21 protein-coding genes and 2 pseudogenes are annotated in these 23231 nt (G+C 64.2%); 10 read left to right on the top strand and 13 right to left on the bottom strand.

Annotation, left to right across the window (positions count from 1 at the left end; all coding sequences use genetic code 11):
• Position 1: 1 nt before the first annotated feature.
• The 3 genes and pseudogenes from C3E99_RS15285 to C3E99_RS15275 form a co-directional block, all read left to right on the top strand.
• A pseudogene (locus C3E99_RS15285) lies at positions 2–666 on the top strand (IS3 family transposase); the annotation flags it as partial.
• Between the two features lie 47 nt (positions 667–713).
• Positions 714–1502, top strand: a pseudogene (locus tag C3E99_RS15280) (TrbI/VirB10 family protein); the annotation flags it as partial.
• The gene (locus C3E99_RS15275) at positions 1499–1720 is read left to right on the top strand and encodes a DUF2274 domain-containing protein (protein ID WP_104960034.1); all 222 of its coding nucleotides are present in this window, start codon (positions 1499–1501) and stop codon (positions 1718–1720) included. The pseudogene C3E99_RS15280 and the gene C3E99_RS15275, both read left to right, overlap by 4 nt.
• A gap of 17 nt (positions 1721–1737) precedes the next feature.
• On the opposite strand, the gene C3E99_RS15270 is transcribed toward C3E99_RS15275, so the two are convergent.
• The 3 genes from C3E99_RS15270 to C3E99_RS20145 are packed head-to-tail and all read right to left on the bottom strand — an operon-like array spanning position 1738 to position 2975.
• Positions 1738–2046 carry a hypothetical protein gene (locus tag C3E99_RS15270; protein WP_104960033.1) on the bottom strand — a complete coding sequence of 103 codons (309 nt, stop codon included), beginning with the start codon at positions 2044–2046 and terminating at the stop codon, positions 1738–1740.
• 2 nt (positions 2047–2048) lie between these two features.
• Positions 2049–2741, bottom strand: a complete 693-nt coding sequence (locus tag C3E99_RS15265; protein ID WP_234002506.1) for a LysR family substrate-binding domain-containing protein — start codon at positions 2739–2741, stop codon at positions 2049–2051.
• Complete coding sequence (locus C3E99_RS20145) at positions 2742–2975, bottom strand: LysR family transcriptional regulator (protein WP_234002505.1); 234 nt, start codon at positions 2973–2975, stop codon at positions 2742–2744. It abuts the gene before it with no gap.
• Between the two features lie 322 nt (positions 2976–3297).
• Here C3E99_RS20145 and C3E99_RS15260 point away from each other — a divergent pair, with 322 nt between their 5' ends.
• The 6 genes from C3E99_RS15260 to C3E99_RS15235 are packed head-to-tail and all read left to right on the top strand — an operon-like array spanning position 3298 to position 10462.
• Positions 3298–3906, top strand: a complete 609-nt coding sequence (locus C3E99_RS15260) for a TetR/AcrR family transcriptional regulator (RefSeq protein ID WP_104960032.1) — start codon at positions 3298–3300, stop codon at positions 3904–3906.
• Positions 3903–4934 carry a secretion protein HlyD gene (gene hlyD / locus C3E99_RS15255; RefSeq protein WP_104960031.1) on the top strand — a complete coding sequence of 344 codons (1032 nt, stop codon included), beginning with the start codon at positions 3903–3905 and terminating at the stop codon, positions 4932–4934. The genes C3E99_RS15260 and hlyD overlap by 4 nt, the downstream gene beginning before the upstream one ends.
• A 1-nt stretch (position 4935) precedes the next feature.
• Positions 4936–6711 carry an ATP-binding cassette domain-containing protein gene (locus C3E99_RS15250; protein ID WP_104960030.1) on the top strand — a complete coding sequence of 592 codons (1776 nt, stop codon included), beginning with the start codon at positions 4936–4938 and terminating at the stop codon, positions 6709–6711.
• Positions 6708–7877, top strand: coding sequence for an ABC transporter permease (locus C3E99_RS15245; protein ID WP_049771264.1), 1170 nt, complete (start codon positions 6708–6710; stop codon positions 7875–7877). Before C3E99_RS15250 ends, C3E99_RS15245 begins: the two co-directional genes overlap by 4 nt.
• Before the next feature lie 6 nt (positions 7878–7883).
• Positions 7884–9008: an ABC transporter permease gene (locus C3E99_RS15240; RefSeq protein ID WP_012049893.1), complete on the top strand. Its 1125-nt coding sequence runs from the start codon at positions 7884–7886 to the stop codon at positions 9006–9008.
• Complete coding sequence (locus C3E99_RS15235) at positions 9005–10462, top strand: efflux transporter outer membrane subunit (RefSeq protein WP_012049894.1); 1458 nt, start codon at positions 9005–9007, stop codon at positions 10460–10462. Before C3E99_RS15240 ends, C3E99_RS15235 begins: the two co-directional genes overlap by 4 nt.
• A gap of 44 nt (positions 10463–10506) precedes the next feature.
• Here the strand turns inward: C3E99_RS15235 and C3E99_RS15230 are convergent, their stop codons facing one another.
• The 8 genes from C3E99_RS15230 to C3E99_RS15195 form a co-directional block, all read right to left on the bottom strand.
• Positions 10507–11742 carry a TolC family protein gene (locus C3E99_RS15230; protein WP_012049895.1) on the bottom strand — a complete coding sequence of 412 codons (1236 nt, stop codon included), beginning with the start codon at positions 11740–11742 and terminating at the stop codon, positions 10507–10509.
• A complete protein-coding gene (locus tag C3E99_RS15225; RefSeq protein WP_012049896.1) occupies positions 11742–12041 on the bottom strand; it encodes a DUF3240 family protein in 300 nt (99 codons plus the stop codon). The genes C3E99_RS15230 and C3E99_RS15225 overlap by 1 nt, the downstream gene beginning before the upstream one ends.
• Positions 12034–15105 (bottom strand): efflux RND transporter permease subunit, encoded by a 3072-nt coding sequence (locus tag C3E99_RS15220; protein ID WP_104960029.1) that lies wholly within the window; start codon positions 15103–15105, stop codon positions 12034–12036. Before C3E99_RS15220 ends, C3E99_RS15225 begins: the two co-directional genes overlap by 8 nt.
• 9 nt (positions 15106–15114) lie before the next feature.
• A complete protein-coding gene (locus C3E99_RS15215) occupies positions 15115–16212 on the bottom strand; it encodes an efflux RND transporter periplasmic adaptor subunit (RefSeq protein ID WP_234002504.1) in 1098 nt (365 codons plus the stop codon).
• A 71-nt stretch (positions 16213–16283) separates the two neighbouring features.
• Complete coding sequence (locus tag C3E99_RS15210) at positions 16284–17300, bottom strand: sensor histidine kinase (protein ID WP_104960027.1); 1017 nt, start codon at positions 17298–17300, stop codon at positions 16284–16286.
• Complete coding sequence (locus tag C3E99_RS15205) at positions 17297–17974, bottom strand: response regulator (RefSeq protein ID WP_104960026.1); 678 nt, start codon at positions 17972–17974, stop codon at positions 17297–17299. Before C3E99_RS15205 ends, C3E99_RS15210 begins: the two co-directional genes overlap by 4 nt.
• A gap of 74 nt (positions 17975–18048) precedes the next feature.
• Positions 18049–18738, bottom strand: coding sequence for a cytochrome b/b6 domain-containing protein (locus C3E99_RS15200; protein WP_104960025.1), 690 nt, complete (start codon positions 18736–18738; stop codon positions 18049–18051).
• Positions 18739–18763: 25 nt separating this feature from the next.
• Entirely contained in the window at positions 18764–19510 is a 747-nt protein-coding gene (locus C3E99_RS15195) for a VIT1/CCC1 transporter family protein (RefSeq protein ID WP_104960024.1), read from the bottom strand.
• A gap of 118 nt (positions 19511–19628) precedes the next feature.
• Here C3E99_RS15195 and C3E99_RS19995 point away from each other — a divergent pair, with 118 nt between their 5' ends.
• Positions 19629–20213, top strand: a complete 585-nt coding sequence (locus tag C3E99_RS19995; protein WP_234002503.1) for a hypothetical protein — start codon at positions 19629–19631, stop codon at positions 20211–20213.
• Between the two features lie 64 nt (positions 20214–20277).
• Here the strand turns inward: C3E99_RS19995 and C3E99_RS15185 are convergent, their stop codons facing one another.
• Positions 20278–20991: an energy transducer TonB family protein gene (locus C3E99_RS15185; RefSeq protein ID WP_234002502.1), complete on the bottom strand. Its 714-nt coding sequence runs from the start codon at positions 20989–20991 to the stop codon at positions 20278–20280.
• A gap of 6 nt (positions 20992–20997) precedes the next feature.
• On the bottom strand, positions 20998–23223 hold the full coding sequence (locus C3E99_RS15180) for a TonB-dependent receptor (RefSeq protein ID WP_104960023.1): 2226 nt from the start codon (positions 23221–23223) through the stop codon (positions 20998–21000).
• Positions 23224–23231 lie beyond the last annotated feature (8 nt).

Raw genomic sequence — 23231 nt, 5'->3', positions numbered from 1 at the left:
TGCACGCCGATCCACAGACCTGGAGAAAGAGAATGCGCGGCTTCGCCGTGCGATATCCGACCTGACGCTGGACAAGCTGATCCTGCAGGAAGCTGCCCGGGGAAACTTCTGAGCCCCGCGCGCCGAAGGCGCTGTATCGACCACATCAGAAGGATGATGCCGGTGTCCGAGCGGCGGCTCTGCCGCGTGCTCGGGCAATACCGATCGACACAGCGCAAGGCGCCTCGCGGGGCGGATGACGAAGCCGCTCTCACCGAGGATATCATCGCGCTGGCGCGGCAATATGGTCGTTATGGCTATCGCCGGGTGACGGCGTTGCTGCGCGATGCGGGGTGGCATGTGAACCGCAAGCGGGTTGAGCGTATCTGGCGCCGCGAAGGGCTGAAGGTACCGCAAAGGCAGCCGAAGCGCGGGCGTCTGTGGCTGAACGACGGATCGTGCATCCGGCTTCGGCCCGAGTATCCCGGCCATGTCTGGTCCTACGACTTCGTCGAAGGGCGGACCCACGATGGTCGCAAATATCGGATCCTGTCGATCATCGACGAGGCGAGCCGGGAGTGCCTGGCGCTGCCGGTCGCGCGCAAGCTCAGGAGCGATGACGTGCTGGCGGCACTCTCCGAGCTGTTCGTCACGCGTGGGCCGCCGGCGCATATCAGGTCGGACAACGTCCTATGTTGGGAAGCAGCGGCGGGAACAGGCCAGCAGATCTCGTTGCGCCGAGTGTGAGCGGCGTGTTCCTTGGAGGAAGCAGCGCCGGGGCTGCCGCGATGCCTTCCATCCCGGCGCTGCCGAATCTCGCAGCGGGAGGAGCAGGCGTTATCGAGGCTCCGCGGGCGCCGGTGTCTGCACAGACCGACCAGGGTGCAAAGAGCGCTTTCATGGCGCAGGCCTCCAGTCAGCGCACTGTCAGCGTTGAGCGCCTGACCGCGCCAGCATCGCCCAACACCATCCAGGCGGGCAGCATCATCCCGGCCGCGCTCATCACCGGCATCCGTTCGGATCTGCCCGGCCAGATCACCGCCCAGGTGACGCAGAATGTCTATGACAGCATCACCGGCCGCATCCTGCTCATTCCGCAGGGCGCCCGGCTGATCGGTGAATATGACAGCGAGGTCGCCGCCGGGCAGACCCGCGTGCTGCTGGCCTGGGACCGGCTGATATTGCCGGACGGCCGTTCGATCGTTCTGGAACGCCAGCCTGGAACTGACGCCGCAGGATTTGCGGGGCTGCAGGATCGCGTCAATCAGCATTGGGGCAATCTGCTCAAGGCCGCCGCCGTCTCGACGCTGCTCGGCCTGGGAGCCGAGCTGGGCGCGGACAGTGAGGATGATCTCACCCGCGCGGTGCGGCGAGGCTCGCAGGACACCATCAATCAGACCGGCCAGCAGATCGTGCGGCGGCAGCTCAATGTGCAGCCCACGCTCACCATCCGGCCGGGGCACCCGTTGCGGGTGGTCCTGACACGCGACCTCATATTGGAGCCGGTTGGAGGCGTACGATGAGTAAATTGAAGCTTGGGCCGCTGGCTGACGATCGGCCGGTCAAACTCTCCGTGGAGCTGCCCGCCGCCGTGCATCGCGATCTTGTTGCCTATGCCGCCGCGCTCGCCGCCGAGACCGGAGGAGCACCGGTCCCGCCCGACAAGCTGATCGCGCCGATGCTCACCCGGTTTATGGAAACCGACCGCGCCTTTCGCCGGCACCGCGCGCAAGGGAAGTGAGCGCACGCCGCGGGCCGTCAGTTGCCCATGAACTTCTTGAAGCGGTCACGGCCTTCCACCTCGATTACCGCTTGCTCGGCGTTGGCGCACTCGTCGCCGCGCACAGAACCTTCCGCGCATTGCGTCACGATTTGTCGCGCGTCATCGAGATGCGCCGCGAAATACTGCTTGCCGCGCGCCTCGGCCGGTATCGGAGCGATAGGAACTGGTGTTGCGAGTACGGGCGCGCTTTCGACGGGGACGATCACCGGCCGCAGTACGAAGCCCGCACCAAATCCGATGACCAGCGCGACCAGCACGATGATGAGTGTCTTGCCCTCTGCCATGGCTATTCCTTTTTCGGTTGCGGCGTCGGAATAGACGGCAGCGAATAGCGACCACCCACCAAATCGAGAAACCGGTGCAAGACCGCATTGTTGTTGTCGGCACGCCAATAGCCCGAAAACCCGGTCCGTATGTGGCCGCCGGTCTCATGGACCTCGCGGAACACGACGCCTGGAATCTGGATGCCGAGCGCCGATTCCGCGACGATCGAGATATGGCCGCCCAGCGCGATGGCGCTTAGCACTGTATCGCGGCCGATGTCGTCCATTTCGATTTCGGGCGTGTAGCCCGGCATCCCGATCTTCCCCAGCAGCATGTTGCGGGTCTCAGGGCCGGGATCACGCTTGGTCAGCAGGAAGCGCTCACCGCTCAGGTCCGGCCAATGGATGCGTTCGCGCGCGATAAGAGGATGGCCTGCGGGCATCGCTACCAACATGCGCTCGCTCCAGAAGGGACGGCTCATCAACCCCCGATAAGGCGTCTCCCCGGTCATGATCGCGATGTCGAGCAGGCCATTTTCGATCCCGGCCAGCAGCATATCCCGATCGCGTTCAAAGCCGGATACTTTCACCTCGGGATAGCGTTCGCCGAACTCACTCAGCGTTGCCCGCAAGTTGCCGGCGGAGAAGGACGTGTAAAAGCCCACCGCCAGCTTACCGACATGGCCGTTGTTCGTGGCGCGGACCCAGGCATTCAACTACTCGAACTCCTTGATGATGCGCTGCGCGGTCCGGAGATAGGTTTTGCCATTCGGTGTTAGCGTAGCGCCACGCGTCTTGCGGTCGAACAGCGCCATGCCCAACCGCTTCTCGATTTCGAGGATATGTCGACTGAGCGTTGCTTGTTTGATATTCATGTTGCGCGCTGCGCGACTGAAGCTCCCTGCTTCTGCAGCTGCCATCAGATAACGAAGCTGCCGGAGCTCGATCACCTATCATCTCGCTTCAGTTTACGCTGTTTTCTGATCGGCCGATCGACTCGAAGCTAATGGTAGGCTCTTGCAGCGCCACCGCGCCGTCCGCGTGTGCATATTGCAGTCTGGACGCTGATCGAGATGAGAATGTCATGGCCATTTAGGCTCGGTCACGCTCACAGTGAATCAGGAACGTGGCCAACAGCGCAGCCCAGCCGACCGCGGGTGATTTCCATACATTGTCGACAATTGCCCCCCTCGCTTCCCACTCTTCCGTCTTGCAACTGCTATGCATCGCGGATAGATAGTAATAGATTACTTTCTTTTGAAAGGGCAAGCAATGAGTGGACGCCCCAAGCATCTCCCCGCAGATGAGCGACGCGCGGCAACCGTGGAGGCGGTGGTCGATCTGGCAGCAGAACAGAACCCGAGCGACATCACCACGACGGCCATCGCGCAGCGAATGGGGCTGACCCAAGGGGCGCTGTTCCGCCATTTCCCGAGCAAAGACGCCATTCTGGAGGCCGTCATGTCGTGGGTGGCCGCGCGTTTACTCGCCCGCGTTGATGAGGCGGCGGATGGAGCCACATCTCCGAAGGCCGCTCTTGAGGCGGTCTTCATGACGCATATCGATTTCGTGTCGGATCATCCCGGTGTCCCGCGAATGCTTTTCGGGGAGTTGCAGCGACCGGGTGAGACTCTTCCAAAGCGCATGGTCCAAACGCTGATCCGGCACTACGGAGAGCGGCTTCGTAGCTTGCTTGAGGCGGGAAAGGCGCGAGGCGAGTTGCGCGCGGACCTCGATCCGGATGCCGCAGCCACCCTTTTTATCGGCACGATCCAGGGACTCGTCATGCAATCAATGCTGGCGGGCGATGTAACCCGTATTCGTGGTGATGCCCCCGGCGTGTTCGCTATTTATCTGCGCGGTATCGGAGCCTCGCAATGAAGCGCATCCGTCTGTCGGGCGTTGCAAGGTGGATTGTCATTGTTGCCATCGTCGTCGCGATCGCGACTGCCGGATGGCTGTGGATGCAGCGTGGCGACCGAAGCGACGAAGCATTGCGCCTCTATGGCAATGTCGACATTCGCGAAGTGCAACTGGCCTTCCGGCAATCGGGCCGTGTGGCACAGATGCACTTCGATGAAGGGGACCACGTCGAAACGGGCGCCCACATGGCCACTCTTGATGCGCAACCCTATCGCGAGGCGTTGGCGGCGGCTGACGCGGCCGTCGCAGTTGCGCAGGCAGATGTCGACAAATTGCACCGCGGCCTACGCCCGCAGGAAATCGCCCAAACGCGCGAGGCGCTCAATCAGGCGCTGGTGGGCGTCCGGGAAACTCAGCGTAACTTCGATCGCCAGAGCCAGTTGCTCGCGTCAGGTGCGGCCAGCCAGAAAACGGTCGATGCCGCCCGTGCCGCGCGCGATCAGGCCGCGGCTGGCGCCAGTGCCGCCCGCGCCGCCCATTCGCAGGCGGCGGAAGGCTTTCGCAAGGAAGATGTCGCCGCAGGGCAGGCCCGGCTGGCCGCCGCCCAAGCGGCACGGGCGCAAGCCGCCACTGCGCTTGCCGATACCGTGCTGCTTGCGCCGCGCCCCGGCACTGTGATTGCCCGCGTGCGCGAACCCGGCAGCATGGTCATCAGCCAGACCCCGATCTACAACGTGAGCCTTAATGCGCCGGTTTATGTGCGTGCCTACATCGGAGAACTGGATCTGGGGCGCATCGCGCCCGGGATGCGGGTGCGCGTCCGTAGCGACTCGTCCGACAAGGTTTATCAAGGCCAGATCGGGTTTATTTCACCGCGCGCCGAGTTCACGCCAAAAACGGTAGAAACCACGGATCTGCGCACGGATCTGGTCTATCGCTTGCGGATTGTGGTCACCAATGCAGATGCCGCGCTGCGCCAGGGTATGCCGGTGACCATCGACGTGGATGCCGGGCAAGTATCCAGCGCCCACACCAAAGGTCGGTGACGTGGCATCCGCTTGCGCAACATCGCACCCGCCATCTGATCCGAACGCGGTCGTCATCGACGGGGTGAGCAAGCATTTCGGCAGCGTGCAGGCATTGCAGGGCCTGAACGCCCGTATCCGGTTCGGCCGCCTTACCGGGCTGGTTGGACCGGACGGTGCGGGCAAGACCACCCTGATGCGCATTCTGACCGGTCTGCTGGCGCCGAACAGCGGCCACGCCACGGTGGCGGGCTTTGACGTGGTGGACGACAATGATGCCATCCATGCCGCGACCGGTTACATGCCGCAGCGCTTTGGTCTCTACGAAGACTTGTCGGTCATGGAGAATATGCGGCTCTATGCGCAGTTGCGCGGCATGGATGCTGACCGGAACGTCGAACTATTTTCCGAATTGCTCGACTTCACGCGCCTGGCTCCCTTTACCCAACGCCTCGCGGGCAAGCTCTCCGGCGGCATGAAACAGAAACTCGGCCTGGCCTGCGCCCTGATGGCGCGGCCTGCCGTTCTGCTCCTGGATGAACCAAGTGTCGGCGTCGATCCCGTCAGCCGTCAGGATCTGTGGCGCATGGTACAGGCGCTGACCGACGAGGGCATGGCCGTGGTCTGGTCGACCGCCTATCTCGACGAGGCCGAGCGTTGCGACAGCGTGCTGCTGCTCAACGAAGGGCGGCTTGCCTATGACGGGTCGCCCGGAGAACTGACCGGGCGCCTTGCCGGCCGCAGCTTTCGTCTGGAACAAGTTGGCGATGAACGTCGGACCGTGCTGGCCGAGGCGCTGGACCTGAGCAGCGTGGGCGATGGCGTGGTTCAGGGCGCCGGTGTTCGCATCGTGTTGCGCCCCGGCGCGGGAACGGGCCAGATAACCGCTCTTGCCGATCGGATCGCGGCGCAGCTAAGGGCGGTGCCCGCCCGTTTCGAGGACGCTTTTATCGATCTGCTTGGCGGCGGCCCGGGCGGTACATCGGCTCTCGCCGAGGGGCTCCCGCCTGTCCAGCTTGAGTCGGACATCGCCGTTTCCTGCCGGGACCTGACCAAGCGCTTCGGCGATTTCACGGCCACCGACAATGTCAGCTTCGAGGTGCGCAAGGGCGAAATCTTCGGTCTGCTCGGTCCGAACGGTGCTGGCAAATCAACCACCTTCAAGATGCTGTGCGGCCTACTCAAACCTACCAGCGGTGAGGCGCATGTGGTGGGGCTTGATCTGCGCCGCGCGACCGGCGCGGTCAAAGGTCAGCTTGGCTATATGGCGCAGAAGTTCTCGCTCTATGGCTTGCTGTCCGTGCGACAGAATCTGGAGTTCTCCGCTGGCGTCTATGGTCTGGACGGCGCGACGCAGCGGGCGCGGATCGAGGAAATGATCGAAATCTTCGGCTTGCAGCCCTGGCTGTCGTCAGCGCCGGACTCTCTGCCGCTCGGATACAAGCAGCGCCTGGCGCTGGCCTGCGCGGTGATGCATCGCCCGCCGGTGCTGTTTCTGGATGAGCCGACTTCGGGCGTCGATCCGATTACGCGGCGGGAGTTCTGGACCCACATCAACGGCCTTGCCCGCAAGGGCGTGACTGTGATGGTCACCACCCATTTCATGGACGAGGCGGAATATTGCGACCGGGTAGCGATGCTCTATCGCGCCCGGCTGATCGCGCTGGACACGCCGGACGCTCTCAAACGCGGTGCCGCCAGCGATGCCCGGCCGGACCCGACCATGGAAGACGCGTTCATTCATCTGGTCGAAGCCGAAGATCTCGCCGATGTCGCCCGTAGCGAGGTCGCCGCATGAACGACGCGGATGGATCGCGCCGGGATCGCCGAATGCCGCCGGAGGCCATGCGCCGCTTCGACCCGAAACGCCTTTGGGCGCTGGTGGTCAAGGAGAGCCTGCAGGCGGTCCGCGATCCGTCCACGCTGCTGATCGCCTTTGTCCTTCCGGTGGTCCTGCTGCTTCTGTTTTCCTATGCGGTGTCACTGGACGTGCGGGCAGTGCGTATCGGCGTCGTGCAGGAATCCGAATCTGCCTCGGCGCAGTCACTGGCCGCCGCATTCGCCGGAACCCGTTATCTGGACGTGACTTTCGCCCATGATCGGCGCGAGGTGTCCGACCGGGTCGTTTCGGGCGAATTGCGCGGATTTGTAGTCATTCCGCAGGATTTCGAGCAGCGCCTGGCCGATCGCGGCGCGCGGCCCCTCGTACAGATCATCGCCGATGGCTCGCAGCCCAATACCGCCAACTATGTCACCAACTACGCACAGGGCGTCGTCCAGACTTGGCGGGGCGGCCTCGGTATCGAGGCATCTCAGGCGGGCGTAACACTGGAGCCGCGATACTGGTTCAACGCCGAACTGGAGAGCCGCCGTTCGCTCGTGCCCGGCGCCATCGCCATCGTCATGACCATCATCGGCACCATGTTGACCGCACTGGTGGTAGCGCGCGAGTGGGAGCGCGGCACGATGGAGGCGGTACTCTCCACGCCCGCATCGGTCGCGGAAATCCTGATCGGTAAGCTCCTGCCTTATTTCGCGCTCGGGATGCTCGCCACGCTTGGGGCCACGGCGCTGGCGGTCTTTGCGTTCGGCGTGCCGCTGCGCGGGTCACTGGCCGCACTCCTTTTGCTTTCGGCGACATTCATGGTGCCTGCGCTGGGCCAGGGACTGCTGATCTCCTCCATCACCCGCAATCAGTTTCTGGCCGCGCAGATTGCCTTGTTCTCGGGCTTTCTGCCCGCATTCATGCTGTCGGGCTTTCTGTATGAGATCGACGCCATGCCGGCGCCGATCCGGGCTATCACCTGGTTTATCCCGGCGCGCTATTTCGTTTCTTCCTTGAAGACCGTGTTTCTGGCCGGGGACATCTGGGTGGTCTTTGTGCCGAACCTGCTGGCGATGGCTGCCATCGGCTTTCTGTTTTTCGTCCTGGCAAAACGCGCCACGCGCAAGAATCTGGAGTGAGGAGCCATGGCGCAACACAATAGCCATTTCGCTTTCACCCGGCTGCGGGCGCAGTTCATCAAGGAAGTGCTGAGCATCCTGCGCGACCCGCGCAGCCGCATGGTGGTGCTTGTGCCGCCGCTGTTGCAACTGCTGGTGTTCGCCTTCGCCGCGACGCTGGAAGTGCGCAATGTCGATATCGCCGTTCACAATCAGGATTCGGGGCGCTGGTCCTATGAACTGATCACGCGGCTCGACCGGGCCGACTTCATTACGCAGGTCTATCGCGTGAACGACAGCCAAGAGCTGCGCGATCTTATCGACCAGGGCAAGGTGATCGCGGCGCTCGATATCCAGCCGGACTTTTCGCGCGCAATCGCCACCGGCGACAATGGTCGCGTTCAGATGCTGATCGATGGCCGGCGCAGCAATTCAGGGCAGATCACCGCTTCTTATCTCTCCGCCATCGCTGCCGAGGTTGGCGCGGAAGCAAACGCCGGCAGTGCGCCCGCATCGGCGGTGGCGGTGCGCAACTGGTTCAATCCCAACCTGACCTACCGCTGGTTCATCGTGCCCGGCCTCTCCGGTATCCTGGCGTTCTTCAGCGCGCTGCTCATCACCTCGCTGTCGATCGCGCGGGAGCGCGAACTGGGAACATTCGACCAGTTGCTGGTGTCACCAACCTCCACGCCGGAAATCATTATATCCAAATCCCTGCCCGCTCTGGTCATCGGCACCATGCTCGGTCTTCTGATGATGGCGGCCGCTGCGGGTCCGTTCCAGATTCCGTTCAACGGCTCGTTTGGGCTGCTGTTCGTCAGCCTGGTTCTGTTCATCCTGTCGGTGGTGGGCATCGGCCTGATGATATCCGCGATCAGCGCGACCCAGCAGCAGGCCATCCTTGGCGCCTTCGCCATCGGCGTGCCATCCGTTCTGATGTCGGGCTTCGCTACCCCGGTCGAGAATATGCCCACGCTGCTGCAATGGCTGGCTCAGGCGATCCCCCTCACCCATTTTCTGATCATCGTGGAAGGCAGCTTTCTGAAAGCAATGTCGCCCGGCGATATTCTTGCGAGCCTTTGGCCATTGGCGCTGATCGCCCTGGTGTCGCTCACCACGGCCACCATCTTCGTTCGAGGACGTCTGCAATGATATTTCCCCCTCATCGACAGTTGCGTCTTGCGGTGGTGCTATTCAGCTGCATTTCGTTGACCGCCTGTGTCGTCGGCCCCGACTATCACGCGCCGCCTTCCGTGGACACGGGCAGCGGCTGGACCCAGGCAGCGGCGGGGGCGTCCGCCCCTGCCGACCTTGTCCGCTGGTGGTCAACGCTGGGCGACCCTGAACTGGAGAGACTGGTCGACACTGCACTGGCGCAAAATCTCGATATCCGTCAGGCAGCGGCGCGGATCGATGAAGCGCGCGCTCTGCGCGATCGGGCCGCTGGTCAGCAACTGCCCGCTGTTTCCGCAGGCGCCAGCGTGAACCGCCGCCGACAAAGCGAGAATGGCCCACTGCCGGTTGGTTCCATTCCGGGACTAGATGCGTCGCAGACAATCTATGATGCCGGCTTCGATGCTGCGTGGGAAGTCGACCTGTTTGGCGCCAATCGCCGGGCGCTGGAAGGCGCCAGCGCGCGGTTGCAGGCGACCCAAGCCGAAGCGCAGGGTGTACGTATGCGGATCGCGGCGGAGGTCGCTCGCACATGGTTCGAGGCGACTGGCGCCGGGGAAGAATTGCTTACGCAGCAGGCGACGGTCGCAACGTTGCAACAGACGCTGGACCTCATGCGCAGCCGTGCCGCTCTCGGCGATGTTTCCCGCGCCGATGTGGACGCAGCCTATGAGCGGTGGGCTGCCGCCAATGCCATGCTACCGGGCATTGCGGCGCGTCAGCGCGGAGCCGTGCTCGGTCTTGGCGTCCTGCTCGGCGCACCCCCGGAACGGGAACTGAAGCTGCTCGATACCGCCGCGCCGGCGCGCGTCCTGCCGGCACTGCCCGTAGGGGAACGCGCCGACATATTGCGTCGCCGCCCCGATGTTCTGGCTGCTGAACGGCGGCTTGCTGCCAGCACCGCTGATATCGGCGTCGCCACCGCGGAGCTTTTCCCCAAGCTGTCCATTGGTGCCGGCGGCGGCTTCCAGGCGCTCAGTCCGGGCGACTGGTTCGATTCGTCCAGCACCCGCTACTCCATCCTGCCGCTCATCTCTTGGCGATTGTTCGACGGCGGCCGTGTGCGCGCGGAGATACGTGTCCGGGAGGCTGCCCAGCGGCAGGCCGCGCTGGGTTATGAGCAGGCCGTGCTGGCGGCACTGGGAGATGCCGAGCGCACCTTGGGCGATTATAATGCAAGCTTGGATACATTGACACGTCATCAAGCGGCGCTGGATGCCTCGCGCCGCAGCTTTGATCATGCTGAAGCGCGCTTTGCCGCAGGCGATATCACGCGAATTGAGCTGCTTGCGGCCCAGCGCCTCCTTCATGAGGCCGAAACCGCAAATCTGCGCGCGCGGACGACAGCCGCTGTGCAGATGGTCGCATTATACAAGGCGATCGGAGGGGGTTGGAACCTGGCCGATACAGCTTTCGCTGCTCCCGGTTCGTGATCCTCGGACGTCCGACAACAGAGGGTGAAGCCACCGTGGTTCGATCACTCCCTGTCGACCGCCGCCCAGATGCTGTGCGAGTCGATTTCGAGCCTGAGTAGCGCCCGGTTTGCTTCGGAGCGGGCATCGATCTCCATGCGGCGCGCGTCATTGGTCTGCCGCTGCGCATAAAGGAGATCGGCCAGGTCGATCTGGCCAAGTTGATAGCCGCGAGCCGTCCTTGCGGCGGCATCGCCGGCGCTGCGGGCGGACGCTTCGGCGTTGGACCAGGCATTGAACCGGGTACGGGCGTTGGAAAGACCAGCATTGGCCATCGCCTCGACGGTGCGTGTCACGGCCGCCAGTTCCATGCGCGCGGCATTGGCCTCGGCCGAGGCCTGGTCGGCCGCCGCACGGCGATAACCGCCGCCCAGCGAGATCGAGGCGACGACACCCGCCCCTGTTTCCGTACCGCCGCGCTCGCTGAACAGGCGGACGCCGAAGGAAGGATCGGCGACGCGGTCGGCGCGAACCCGGCGTGCGGTGACGTCCAGCCGTTGCGCCTCCTTATCGGCGGCACCGATTTCGTGGCTGCGTTCGATCACCAGATCGCGCATGGCTTCCAGCCCATCGGCAGGCAGCACGGGTATCGCCAGCTCCGGCGGCTCGGGCGGAAGTGGAATGTCCGGAAAGGTCGCCACAAGCGTAACGCGCGCCTGTTCGCGTGAGGCGAGCGACGAGGCCGCCTGCGCGCGTGCCTGTGCCAGCGCGGCGGCAGCCTGATCGAGGTCAAGCTGCGCGGCATCCCGCAGCGCCACGCGCCGCGCTACGGCCGCCATCGATGCCTCCAGCCCCCGGACGGTGTCGAGATCGTTGCGATAATGGCTCCCGGCGGTCAGCCAGTCATGCCACAGGCCGGACAGGATGAGCGCCGTCTGGTGGCGGACATCCTCCATCTGGTTCTGAGCCACCTCAACGCCCAGCGCGCCCACCTGACGATCGAGCGCCGCCTTGCCGGGCAGGCGGAAGGGACGGCTGATCGTCGTGTCGAACTCATTGAACCCGCCTTCCCGATCGACGGTGCGGCGAACATAGCTGCCGCTGACAGTCACCTCATGCGATCCTCTGCGCAGCATATCGCCTCGTGCCCGCGCTGCCTCGACGCGGGCGGCGGCTGCGGCAACGCTGGGATGATTGTCCAACGCCTCGTTCACCTTGTCGGCGGGCGGCAGATCGGTGCGCTGTGCCAGGGCTGGCGATGCGGACAGCAGCAGGCCGCAGGCGAGGAGCATGGCCCGCATCAGGCGATCCTTCCATGATCGAGCAGGCAGGTGGTTCGCCAGCGGACCGGCAGGTCACGCCGGGCTTCCTCCACGGCCTGAAGAAGATCGGGCATCCTGTCCGCGCCGAAGATCAGTTCGAGCGTAGTCCGCTTGAGCTCGCCGGACACTTTCTCCGCCGTTCCGGCATCGCCATAGTCCTGGCCGCGGACCGATTCCGCGCGGATGTGGATCGGCGCTGGAGACACGGTGCGGATGGCGCCCAGCACCGCTTCGGTATCGCGGACGGCGCAATGGAGGGTGAACAGAAGGTCAGACATTCGCGATTTCCTCAACGCTTTCGCCGAAGCGCTCGAACAGGATCGGCAGCAGGATCAACGTCAGCAAAGTGGAGGTGATGAGACCGCCGATCACTACGATCGCCAGCGGCCGCTGGATTTCGGATCCCGGTCCGCTGGCGAACAGCAAGGGTACGAGGCCGAAAGCCGTGATGCTGGCGGTCATCAGGACGGGCCGCAGTCGCCGCTGCGCACCCAGCCGCACCGTTTCGGCCATGCTCAGCCCCTCGGCGCGGAGCTGACGAAAATAGGCGACCAGCACCAATCCGTTGAGCACGGCGATGCCGAGCAGCGCGATGAACCCCACCGATGCGGGAACGGAGAGATATTCACCCGAAAGCCAGAGCGAGAGCAGCCCGCCGACCATCGCGAACGGGATATTCGCGAGGATGAGCAACGATGCCCTGAGCGATCGGAGCGTTGCCAGCAGGACGAAGAAGATCAGTGCCAGCGCGATCGGGATCACCAGCATAAGCCGCGCCGACGCGCGCTGCTGGTTCTCGAACTGGCCGCCCCAGACGATGCTGTAACCCGCAGGCAGCCTGACCCTGGCAGCGACGGCTGCCTTGGCCTCATCGACATAGCCGACCAGGTCGCGTCCCGAGACGAACGCCTGCACCAGAGCGAAGCGCGAGCCGTTCTCATGGTCGAGCTTCACCGGACCCTGTGTCCGTTCCACCCGCGCCATGTCACTGACCCGCGCCAGCGTGCCGCCCGGCGTGCGCAGTTGCAGATCGGCGAAGCGGGCCGGGTCATTGCGGATGGCATCATCGCCGCGGATCACGATAGGCACGCGCTTCTGCCCATCGGCGACGATCCCGGCGTGAACACCTTCAACCTGCGCGCGGAGCGCATCCTGCATCTGGTCGACCGGCATTCCGAACCGTCCCGTCGCCGCGCGATCGATATCGAGCTGGAGATAATCCACGCTGTCATTGGCGACCGTCAGCACTTCCGAGGCGCCCTGGATGCCGGACAGCGTGTGCTGGACCTGGCCCGCCAGATCGGCGAGCATCTGTGAATCTGGACCAAATATCTTCACCGCAAGATCGCCGCGCGCGCCGGTCAGCATCTCCGAGACGCGCATTTCGATCGGTTGGGTGAAGCTGGCCTCAATGCCGGGCAATCCCTCGAGCGCCTTGCGGATTTCCTCGACCACGAAGTCCTTGTTGCCCCGCCACTCAGATCGCGGCTTCAACTGGACGAAACTGTCGGTCTCATTGAGGCCCATGGGGTCGAGCCCGATCTCGTCGGAACCGACGCGCGCGATCACATCCTCGACCTCCGGCACGGTGAGGAGCGCGCGCTGCACGGCCATGTCACCGGCGACCGACTGACTAAGGTTGATCGACGGCAGCTTGGTGAGCTGGACGATCACCGAACCCTCGTCCATCGTCGGCATGAACGTCTTGCCGACCGCGCCATATGCCAGACCCGCCAGCACCAGCCCGGCGGCGGACAGGCCATAGACCAGACGCTTGCGCGCGAACGCGCCGTCCAACAGCGCGCGATAGCGCGGGCCAAGCTGGCGCATGATCCACGGATCGCCATGATGGCCGCTCCTGAGGCCGAAGGAGGCGAGCACCGGCACAAGCGTCAGCGCGAGCAGCAAAGACCCGAGCAGGGCAAAGACGATAGTGAGCGCGACCGGCGCGAACAGCTTGCCCTCCAGCCCCTGCAACGACAGCAGCGGCAGGAACACCAGCGCGATGATGACGATGCCCGCCGACACCGGCGCGATCACCTCGCTGGTCGCGCGGAATACAAGGTTCAGCCGGGGCGTATCCTCGCCATGCGCGTGCCCCAGCCGCTCGACGACATTCTCGACCACGACCACCGCGCCATCGACCAGCAGCCCGATCGCGATGGCGAGGCCGCCCAGGCTCATCAGATTGGCGGACAGCCCCATGCCGCGCATGAACAGGAAGGTGATGAGCGCCGCCATCGGCAAGGTCACCGCGACGATCGCGGCGGCTCGCCAGTCGCCGAGAAACAGGATCAGCAGCACGACGACCAGTACGGTCGCCTCCAGCAACGCCTTCTCGACCGTGCCGACCGCGCGCTCGATCAGATCGGAGCGATCATAGAAAACGTGGATCTCCGTGCCTTCAGGCAGGCCACTCTGCATCTCGGCGAGCCGTGCCCGCACGCCATCGACCACCTGGCGAGCATCCGCGCCGCGCAGCGCGATGACGAGGCCCTGCACGGCTTCGGCCTTGCCGCCGCGCGTGACCGCGCCATAGCGGGTGAGACTGCCGGTGCCGACGGTGGCGACATCGCCGAGCCGGACGATCCGTCCGTCGCGGCTGGCGATGACGAGCGACCCCAGATCCTCGACGGTGCGGATCGCGCCCACCACGCGAACAATCAGGGCTTCCTCGCCGCTCGCGAGGCGGCCCGCGCCGTCATTGCGGTTGCCGCTTTCGATTGCGGTGCGCAGATCGGTCACGGAGAGTTTCGCGCTCGCCAGCGCGACCGGATCGGGCCTGACCTCGAACGTGCGGACATAGCCGCCCAGCGCGTTGACATCGGCGACGCCGGGCACGGTGCGCAGCGCGGGCCGGATCGTCCAGTCGAGCAGCTCGCGCTTCTGCTGGAGCGACAGTGGCCCTTCGATGGTGAACATGTAAACGTCGGAGAGCGGTGTCGAGATCGGGGCAAGGCCGCCGCTCACGGATGTCGGTAGATCGCCCATGACGCCCGAAAGACGTTCGGTGACCTGCTGCCGCGCCCAATAGAGGTCCGTGCCGTCGGTGAAGTCGATCGTGATGTCGGCAATGGCATATTTGGCGGTCGAGCGCAGGATCGCCTGATAGGGGATGCCGAGCATCTCCGTCTCGATCGGTGTGATGACGCGGCTTTCGACCTCCTCCGGCGTCATGCCGGGAGCCTTGAGGATCAGCTTCACCTGCGTCTGCGCGATGTTGGGATAGGCATCGACGGGCAAAGTGGTGAAGGCCCAGACGCCAAGCCCCGCCGTGATTGTGGCGAGCACGAGAACAAGCAGGCGGTAGGAAAGCGCCGTAGCGACAAGCGAACGCAGCATGGGCCGGACCTATTGCGCGGTGGCGAGCGCTTTCAGCGCGCTCGTGCCGGAAACGACGATCTGTTCTCCCGGCCTGACGCCGGAGAGCAATATGGTGCGACCATTGCTGTTCCCGCCGCTTATTACGGGCCGGACCGCGAAGCCGCCGCGCTCGGCGACAAATACCATGGACTTGCCGTCGATCATGGTGACGGCCGCATCAGGCACGCTCACCGCACCCGCTGGCGCCGGGCCGGCGATCACGATGCTGGTGGCGCGGCCCGCGACGACACCTGGACCGGCGGAAATCTCCGCCTTCAGGCTCGCCGAGCGGGTCGCCGGGTCGATGGTAGAGCCTACCGCAACGATGCGGCCCGTAAGATCGGGAAGCAGCCGCACGCTCATGCCGGGGCGGACCTGGCCGATCAGCCGCTCGGGCAATTGCCCTACCACTTCATAGCGATCCGCTGCATCGATCACGTAAGGCGCGGTGGTGCCATCGACCGGATTGCCCGCCTGGATCGCAGCGCTGGTGATCCGGCCGGCAATGGGAGCGGTGAGCGTGTAGGAGCCGCTGCCGCCATGGCCATTGACCATCGCCAAAATGCGGGATTTCTCGGAAACGTCGGCGCGCGCTTCAGCGGCGATCGCGTTCGCTTCATCCGCACGCGCGCCGGCGATAATGCCTTCCCGGCTGAGCTGTGATAATCGCGCCGCATTGGTCTGCGCCACGCCGCTGCGCGCGCGTGCGCGGTTGAGATCGGCGCCGATCGTAAGCACGTCACGGCTCGCGATGACAGCCAGCGGCTGACCGCGCCGCACGCTGTCGCCTTCGACAACCAGGGTCCGCACGACCGTGCCGGGAAACGTCGCCGCAACCGCTACGCGGGCATTGGCGGGAGGCTGGATCATCGCGGGGATGGTAGCGAGCGGCGCTTCATCGGCTGCTACCGCTGGTGCGAGGCGGATGCCCATTTGCGCCGCACGGCGAGCATCCACGGCCAGAATCCCGCGTTCAGGCCGGGCAACGCTTTCTGGCGCGGCGGAGCTTGATCCGCTTGGCTGCGAGGACAGCCACCACAAGCCGGTGAGGATCAGGGCAAGCGTGGCGGCGCCCGAAAACAGCATAGTTCGTCTGGACATGTTGCCAGACTAGAGAGCGTCCCTGACCAAAGCCTGACGAGGTGCTGACCGGAAGATCAGGGAGCGGGGAAGCGTAAAGCGAGTTCGCGGATGGCCGGATCTGTTGTGAGTCTGCCACCATGGGCGCTCATGATCCGCTCGACGATGGCAAGACCAAGCCCCGCGCCGGTCTTGCTCGCATGGTCGGCGCGGCGGTGACGCTGCACCAGGTCGCGTAGCCGGTCCGGCGTTAGTCCCGGCCCTTCATCGCGCACCGCCAAGGTTGCGTCCGGGCCGACCCGGACCTGGATCGTGCCGCCAGCGGGGGTGACGCGCATCGCATTTTCGATGAGGTTGCGTAGCGCCGCCGCGACCGCCTCACGCCGGACATTCACGATCGGCGCGTGCTCATCGGCATCGAGCGAGATCATCTTACCTTCGGCGATAATCCCCGGTGCGATGGAGCCGACCACGTCACTCGCCACATCGGCAAGCGACACCAGCTCTGGCGCGATCTGTGCCGCCGCTTCGGCGTCGATCTGTGCCAGCAGCATAAGCTGGTCGATCAGTCGGCGCATCGCGGCGACATCTGTCTTGAGCCGGACGGCATCGTCACGATGGAGCCGGTCGAGTTCGAGTGACAGCAACGCCAATGGCGTGCGTAGTTCGTGCGCGACATCGGCCGCGAACGCCTCCTGCCGCATTGCGGACTCATCGAGACGCGTGAGCAGGTCGTTGACCGCTTCGGTGAAGGGCACTGCCTCAGCTGGCATCTGCGAGGCGTCGATGCGAAAGCCCCGTTCGTGTCCGCGTGCCGCCTCGATCTCAGCGGCGGCTTCTGCCAGTGGCACGAAAGCCTGACGGATCACCCGCAGCACCATGATCGTCACGGGCACCAGCAACACGATCAGCGGCAGCGCGACATGCTCCAGCATCTCCTTGATCGCTCGCATCATCGCGGCTTGCGGATCGAGATGGGTGAAGGTGAAGCTGTAGAAGAAGGCGACCGCCGCCAGCAGCAGGACGGTGCCGATCAGGCCTATGATGCCCAGTCCGCGCCGTAAACGCCGGGAAACCGATCGGCGCTGCGTCATGCGGGAATGTCCTTCAGCATATAGCCGACGCCCCGAACCGTTTGGAGCGTGCCGGTCACTCCCGCCTCTTCGAGTTTGCGGCGCAGCCGCGAGACAGCGGCTTCCACTGCATTGGGGGTTACCGGGTCGTTGAAGCTGTAGAGGGCGTTTTCAATGACGTCGCGGCGGACCACTGTTCCCGCCCGGCGCATCAACAGCTCCAGCAGATCAGCTTCGCGGCGGGAGAGGTCGACCTTGCGATCCGCGATGCTTGCGGATCGGCTCGCCGTATCGAAGCGAAGCGCGCCTACCTTGATGATCGGCTGCGTCCGGACGCCGGGGCGGCGCAGGAGGGCGCGGATACGCGCGGCGAGTTCGTCGACTTCGACCGGCTTGACGACATAATCGTCCGCGCCCGCATCAAGCCCGGTGATACGATCTTCCAATGCCCCGCGTGCCGTCTGGATGATCGCGGGCGGCATCTGGTGATATTTACGGCGACCGGCGAGCCAGTCGATCCCGTCACCATCGGGCAGACCGAGATCGAGCACGATCGCGTCATATTGCGCGCCGGCCATGGCATCGTCAGCTTGTGCAAGGTTCAATGCCACATCGCAGACGAAACCCCGGCGCTGGAGGCCATCGGCGATCAGCGCCGCCATCCGGTCATTATCTTCGACGACGAGAAGGCGCATGTCTTTGCGGGCTTTCAAGGACGGATGATCAGGATCAGGCATGACGTCTTCTATCAAGTCATGACCATAAGTCGTTAGTCCCGTTCGTCATGGGCGCCGTGATGCGCCTCGCGGTGCTGGGGTGAAAATGCCATCGGCTCGACCTGAAGGATCGCGAGGCTTGTCAGGACGATCGCCACGAGGCCAAGCAGCATTGCGAAGACACCCGGTGACCGTGCATCCCGTGCGCCGGGATGGAGGTCGCGTTTCTTGCGGCCGCCGATCATGGCGCGAACCAGGTTTTCGCGGGTAAGCAGCGACATTAGCAGCACCGCGCCGACATGGATGCCGACGAGGACGAGCAGGCCATAGGCAAGGACCTCGTGGAGATCCTCGTCCATGCGGCCTGCCGCGACAGTGATCCCGCTCCACAAAACGATCCCGGTAAGCCCAAGAAGAGCGATCACCGCGATCCCGCCCAACGGATTATGTCCGATGGCGCGCTCGGGCCGGCCCACCAGCAGTTCGCGGACGTGCGAGGCGATTGCCGAGGGCCTGACGAAATCCGCGAAGCGGGCATGCTCGCCGCCGATCAATCCCCAGACCAGGCGAAAAGCGATCAGCACGGCCGCGCTCCATCCAGCGACCATGTGCCAGGCGGCGATCGGGCTATCGCCTTCGGACGACAGGAAGGCGATCGTGATCGCCGCAACCAGCAGCCAATGGAACAGCCGCAGCGGCGCGTCCCAAACCTTGAATGTCTCTGCGCGATCAAAATGTGTCATGATGTTCGCCTTTCCAGGCGAAGGGCTAGGAACATAGGCTGACCGAAACCTGACGAAATCCGATGCGATTCCTAAACCACGTTCCGAACAGCCGCCCGATCCCTGCGGTCACCGCCAGCGCCAGCGCACCCCAGAAGGTGACCCGCAGCACTGATCGCACAGGCGGGGCACCACCGGCCCAGGCCCCAAGCGCACCGAGAATGGCCAGAAACAGCAATGTGGCCGCAACCTCGATCGGCACAAGGCTGGCTTGCGGCGCGATGGTGACGAGAAGCAGCGGCATGAGCGCGCCGGCGCTGAAGGTCAGAGCCGAGGTCAAGGCGGCCTGGAGCGGACGGGCGCTCACCACTTCGGAAATGCCCAGCTCATCGCGCGCGTGCGCACCCAGCGCGTCGTGAGCCATAAGTTGATCCGCGACTTGCCCGGCCAGACTCTCATCCAGCCCACGCGCGATGTAGATGTCCGCCAGTTCCTGGCGTTCGGAATCGGGCAGACCGGCAAGTTCACCCGTCTCGCGCGCGATATCGGCTTTTTCCGTGTCGGCCTGAGAGCTGACCGAAACATATTCGCCGGCCGCCATCGACATGGCCCCTGCTACCAGCGCCGCGGCGCCAGCGACATAGATGCTGGTCTTGTCAGCTCCGGAAGCCGCGACACCGACGATCAGGCTCGCGGTCGAGACGATCCCGTCATTGGCGCCCAGCACCGCCGCGCGCAACCAGCCGATGCGGGATACCGTATGGCGCTCGGGATGGGATCTCAATCGGCTCATATGCCCCTCATGGAAAACAGCAAGCGCACCAGCCTTTGCTGACAAGACCCTGACGACGAATATATTGCTTCGCTCTTACAAATCTCCGCCTATATCGCTCAGCTATTGGTCAATTTGGATGATTATGACGTCCTGCCTCATCCTGTTTCTGGTTGTTCTGGGTATCAATCTCTTGCCCGCGTTCGGCCCTCCGACCTGGTCGATCATCGTCTTTTATGGCCTCAACAGCGATCTGCCCTTAGCCTTGATCGTCGTCGTCAGCGCGTTTGCTGCGGCAGCCGGACGCTTGCTGCTCGCTTACGGGTTCCGGTTTCTCGGGCGGTGGTTGCCCCAGAAGCAGAAGCGCAATCTTGCCGCTGCGGGCGAGGCTCTGGAGGCGCGGCAGAGCAACGTGATCCTTGGTCCGGGACTGTTCGCACTCTCGCCGCTGCCTTCTGCGCAATTGTTTGCCGCGGCGGGGCTGGCGCGTGTGCGCCTGCTGCATTTTACCGCAGCCTTCTTTGCGGGACGCCTCGTCTCCTATTCCCTCTACGCGGCGAGCGCCAAGGGGCTACGTGGAACGAGCTTCGGCGACGCCTTTGCGGGCACGCTGAAAAGCCCATCGGGGATCGCTCTTCAGGTCGGCATGATCCTCCTGCTGATCCCACTTATGCAAATTGATTGGAGCCGGTTCCTGCCCATGACTCCCACATCGGAAACGTAGGCTTGGGCAAAAGGGTGCGCGTTACGTTGATGACGATTGAGAATGTGTCGCCTGCCTCGCATCGTCAATGAAAGCTGAAGGGTATCGTAAAAACGAGCTGCTCCTCTTCTACCGTCGCAGGAGGCGGAGGAAAGGGGCTAGCATTGCGCACCGTTCGGAGCGCCAAACGATCCAGTGCTGTGTTTCCGCTGCTTGCGGCCAGTTCGACGGCAACCAGCGCGCCGTCACCTCCGACAGTGAAGCGGACCGCCGCGACCCCGACGAGGCGAATCCCTACGGGCTTGCGCGCCGCTATCCGTGCCCAGAGCTGCCGCTGATAGGCCGCGAGCGCGGTTTGGTTTTTATCGTTTTGAGCCTGTGGCGGCGCAACAGGAGGTTCCGGCGTCGAGGGTCTGCTTGCCGTCGTGACGGTGAGCAAAGGGACGATTGCCGGAGGAACGGGCAAAGGCGACGCAATCGATCCGCCCTTTTCGTTCGTCGGGACCGGTTCGGTCGGGCGAGAAGGACGCGGTTCCGGCGATCGCGGAGCCTCGCTTGTCCGCAAGCGCGGCTCCGCTGAAGGCGGCTGCGGAGGCGACGGAGTGAACAGCGTGAAGCTGCTCACCCCAGCCGGCTGTGTCGGCCGCAGAAGTCCCGAGAGATTGGCATCGAGCACCGCCAGCATCAGCAGGCAGCAGGTCGCGGCCGCCAGGCCCGCGCCGAGACGTCGCGACCAGGCGGAGGGCTGACCATAGCCCGCCCTCCGTCCATCATCCTTGCCGGTCCAGCGCGGACGCATCGGTTTTTAGAACGCGACCGTGACGCCGGCGTTGACCGACCGCCCACGGCCCGGGACCGGACGAACCACGCCGGTCGCCTTCAGATCCCCGAGCGACATGCCCCCGAGTGGAGCATAATAGGCCTTGTCGAACAGATTGTCCGCGCCGAGCGTCAGTCGCACATTGTCGATACGATAGGCAAACTGGACGTTGAGCAGCGCATAGCTCCCCGTCCGCGGTTCGTTGCGGGTCGGATCGGCACGATCCTTTTCTGTCACGATGTCGAGGTCAATCCGGGTTTCGAGGCCGCCGATCCGATGTTCGAGGCCCAGCGCGGCGTTGAACGGCATCTGGTGATAGAGCGGTCCATGATCGGTGAGGTTCTGCCCACGCAGCCAGCTCGCGCGCCCGGTTAGGCGCGCGGTGCCCGCCGAAGAGGACGTCCAGAGCGGCACGGCGCCCGATATGTCGATGCCGTAGATTTCCGCCTTCTGGTTGACGAACTGCAGCTGATCGAATCCGGTCGGATTACCCATCATGTCGGTGAAGCTCGCTAGCTTCACGGCATCGATATAGTCGTCGACATGGGTGTAATAGGGCGCGATCTTGAACGACCAGCCATCCTTGCCGCCGCCGGAGATCGATAGGGCGGCGCTCAGTGTATCGGCCTTTTCCGGACGAAGCGCGAGGTTGCCGACATAGCCGTTGCCGTCGCCGAACCATCCGATCATCCGGCTCGCCATGCCGCCCCGGCCCCAGCTATAACGTTCGTAGATATTGGGCGAGCGTACCTTGCGGGCATAGCCAGCCTCGATTTCCACATTGTCTGAAAGAGCATAGCGGGCCAGCACGCTGCCGCTCCAGTTGCTATCGTGGCGTTTGCGGTCGGCCGCGTTGAACGCGGCCGCCGCCATGACGTCGGCCATCTGCATCATTCCCGTGCCATAGGGCGCGACCGTGCCGGTGTTCATCCAGAGCTGATCGTTGCGGATCCCGGCGATCAGCGTGAACCCGCGATCCCAACTCTTTTCCCATTCGAGGAAAGTGCCGAGGCGATCCCGCTTCGCGCCGTTGATGTTGATGAACACATTCGGCCCCATCATCATATTGCCCGCGACGGGCGGCCAATAATCGTTGAGCCATTGATGCTGGAATTCGTTGCCGACGCGCAGCGTGCCGGCGGCGCCGAGCAATATGTCCGCCTGCACGGCATAGCCCGCGCTGTGAACCTCCGTGTTCATGGGCATCCCGCCGGTCGCGGCCCCCCCCTTGTCGTCGAGGAAGTTCATGACGTGATCGGTGTCGCGCCAGTTCGCCCGCAGATCGAGATTGCCCCAATCGAAGACGCCTGCATAGTGCCCGTTCAGGAACCAGGACTTGTTGGACGTCATGTCCATATATTGGTTGGGGAACCCCTCATAGGGCGCGAAGTGATAACCGCCTTTCAGCTCGATCAGCCCGCTGCCGACCTGTGCGGCGAGATTCAGGCTGTGATCGGTCTTTGCATATTCGCTCGACCGCACGATGCCCAGCGCATCGCCGCCCTTGAAATTGTCGGCCTGGGTATAGGATCCGTTATAGGTCAGGCTGATCCTGTCGCTCGCCGCCGTCACCGAGAGCGAGCCGCCAAAGCCGTCACCATTGCTGCGGTAGAAGGCCGATGCTTCGCCGGTCAGCAGCGTTTCGCCTTCCTGTGCGAACCGGGGCGGGGCGCTTTCGACACGGATGATGCCGCCGATGCTGTCACCGCCATAGCTGACGGGCGACACGCCGGTAATGACGTCTATCGCGCCCACTGTCTGAGGATCGGTATAGGACAGGGGCGGATTCATATCGTTCGGACAGGCCGAGGCGATCGCCACGCCGTCGACCAGCACGGTCAATCGCTGCGATTCCAGGCCTCGGATCACCGGCAAGGTCGAGAAGCCCCCGGCTCCATAGCCGCTGACGCCGGGCACAGTTCGCAGGATCGCGGCGGTATCGCTCAATCCGGTCTGAAGATCGCGCAGGCGAGAGGCGGAAACCCGTTCGCCCGAAATCGTTGGTGCCGTGTCGTCGGCCGAACCGACGTCGATCTCGGGTAGCGTAATGCTGTCCTGTGCATAGGCCGGCGAAAGCGGGCAGCACGCTAGCGCGGCGACGAAGGCGGGGGCAGCAATATTGAGTGCCAGGCGGGTCTTGCATGCGCTAGCGCCGGTAGAAGCACGCGCCATAGGGGCCGCGCGCCGCGCAGCATAAAGCAAAGTCGTCATGTCGAAAT

The sequence above is a fragment of the Sphingopyxis sp. MG genome (assembly GCF_002953155.1).
Taxonomy (GTDB): Bacteria; Pseudomonadota; Alphaproteobacteria; order Sphingomonadales; family Sphingomonadaceae; genus Sphingopyxis; species Sphingopyxis granuli.
This window is presented reverse-complemented; position numbering and strand designations above follow the sequence as displayed.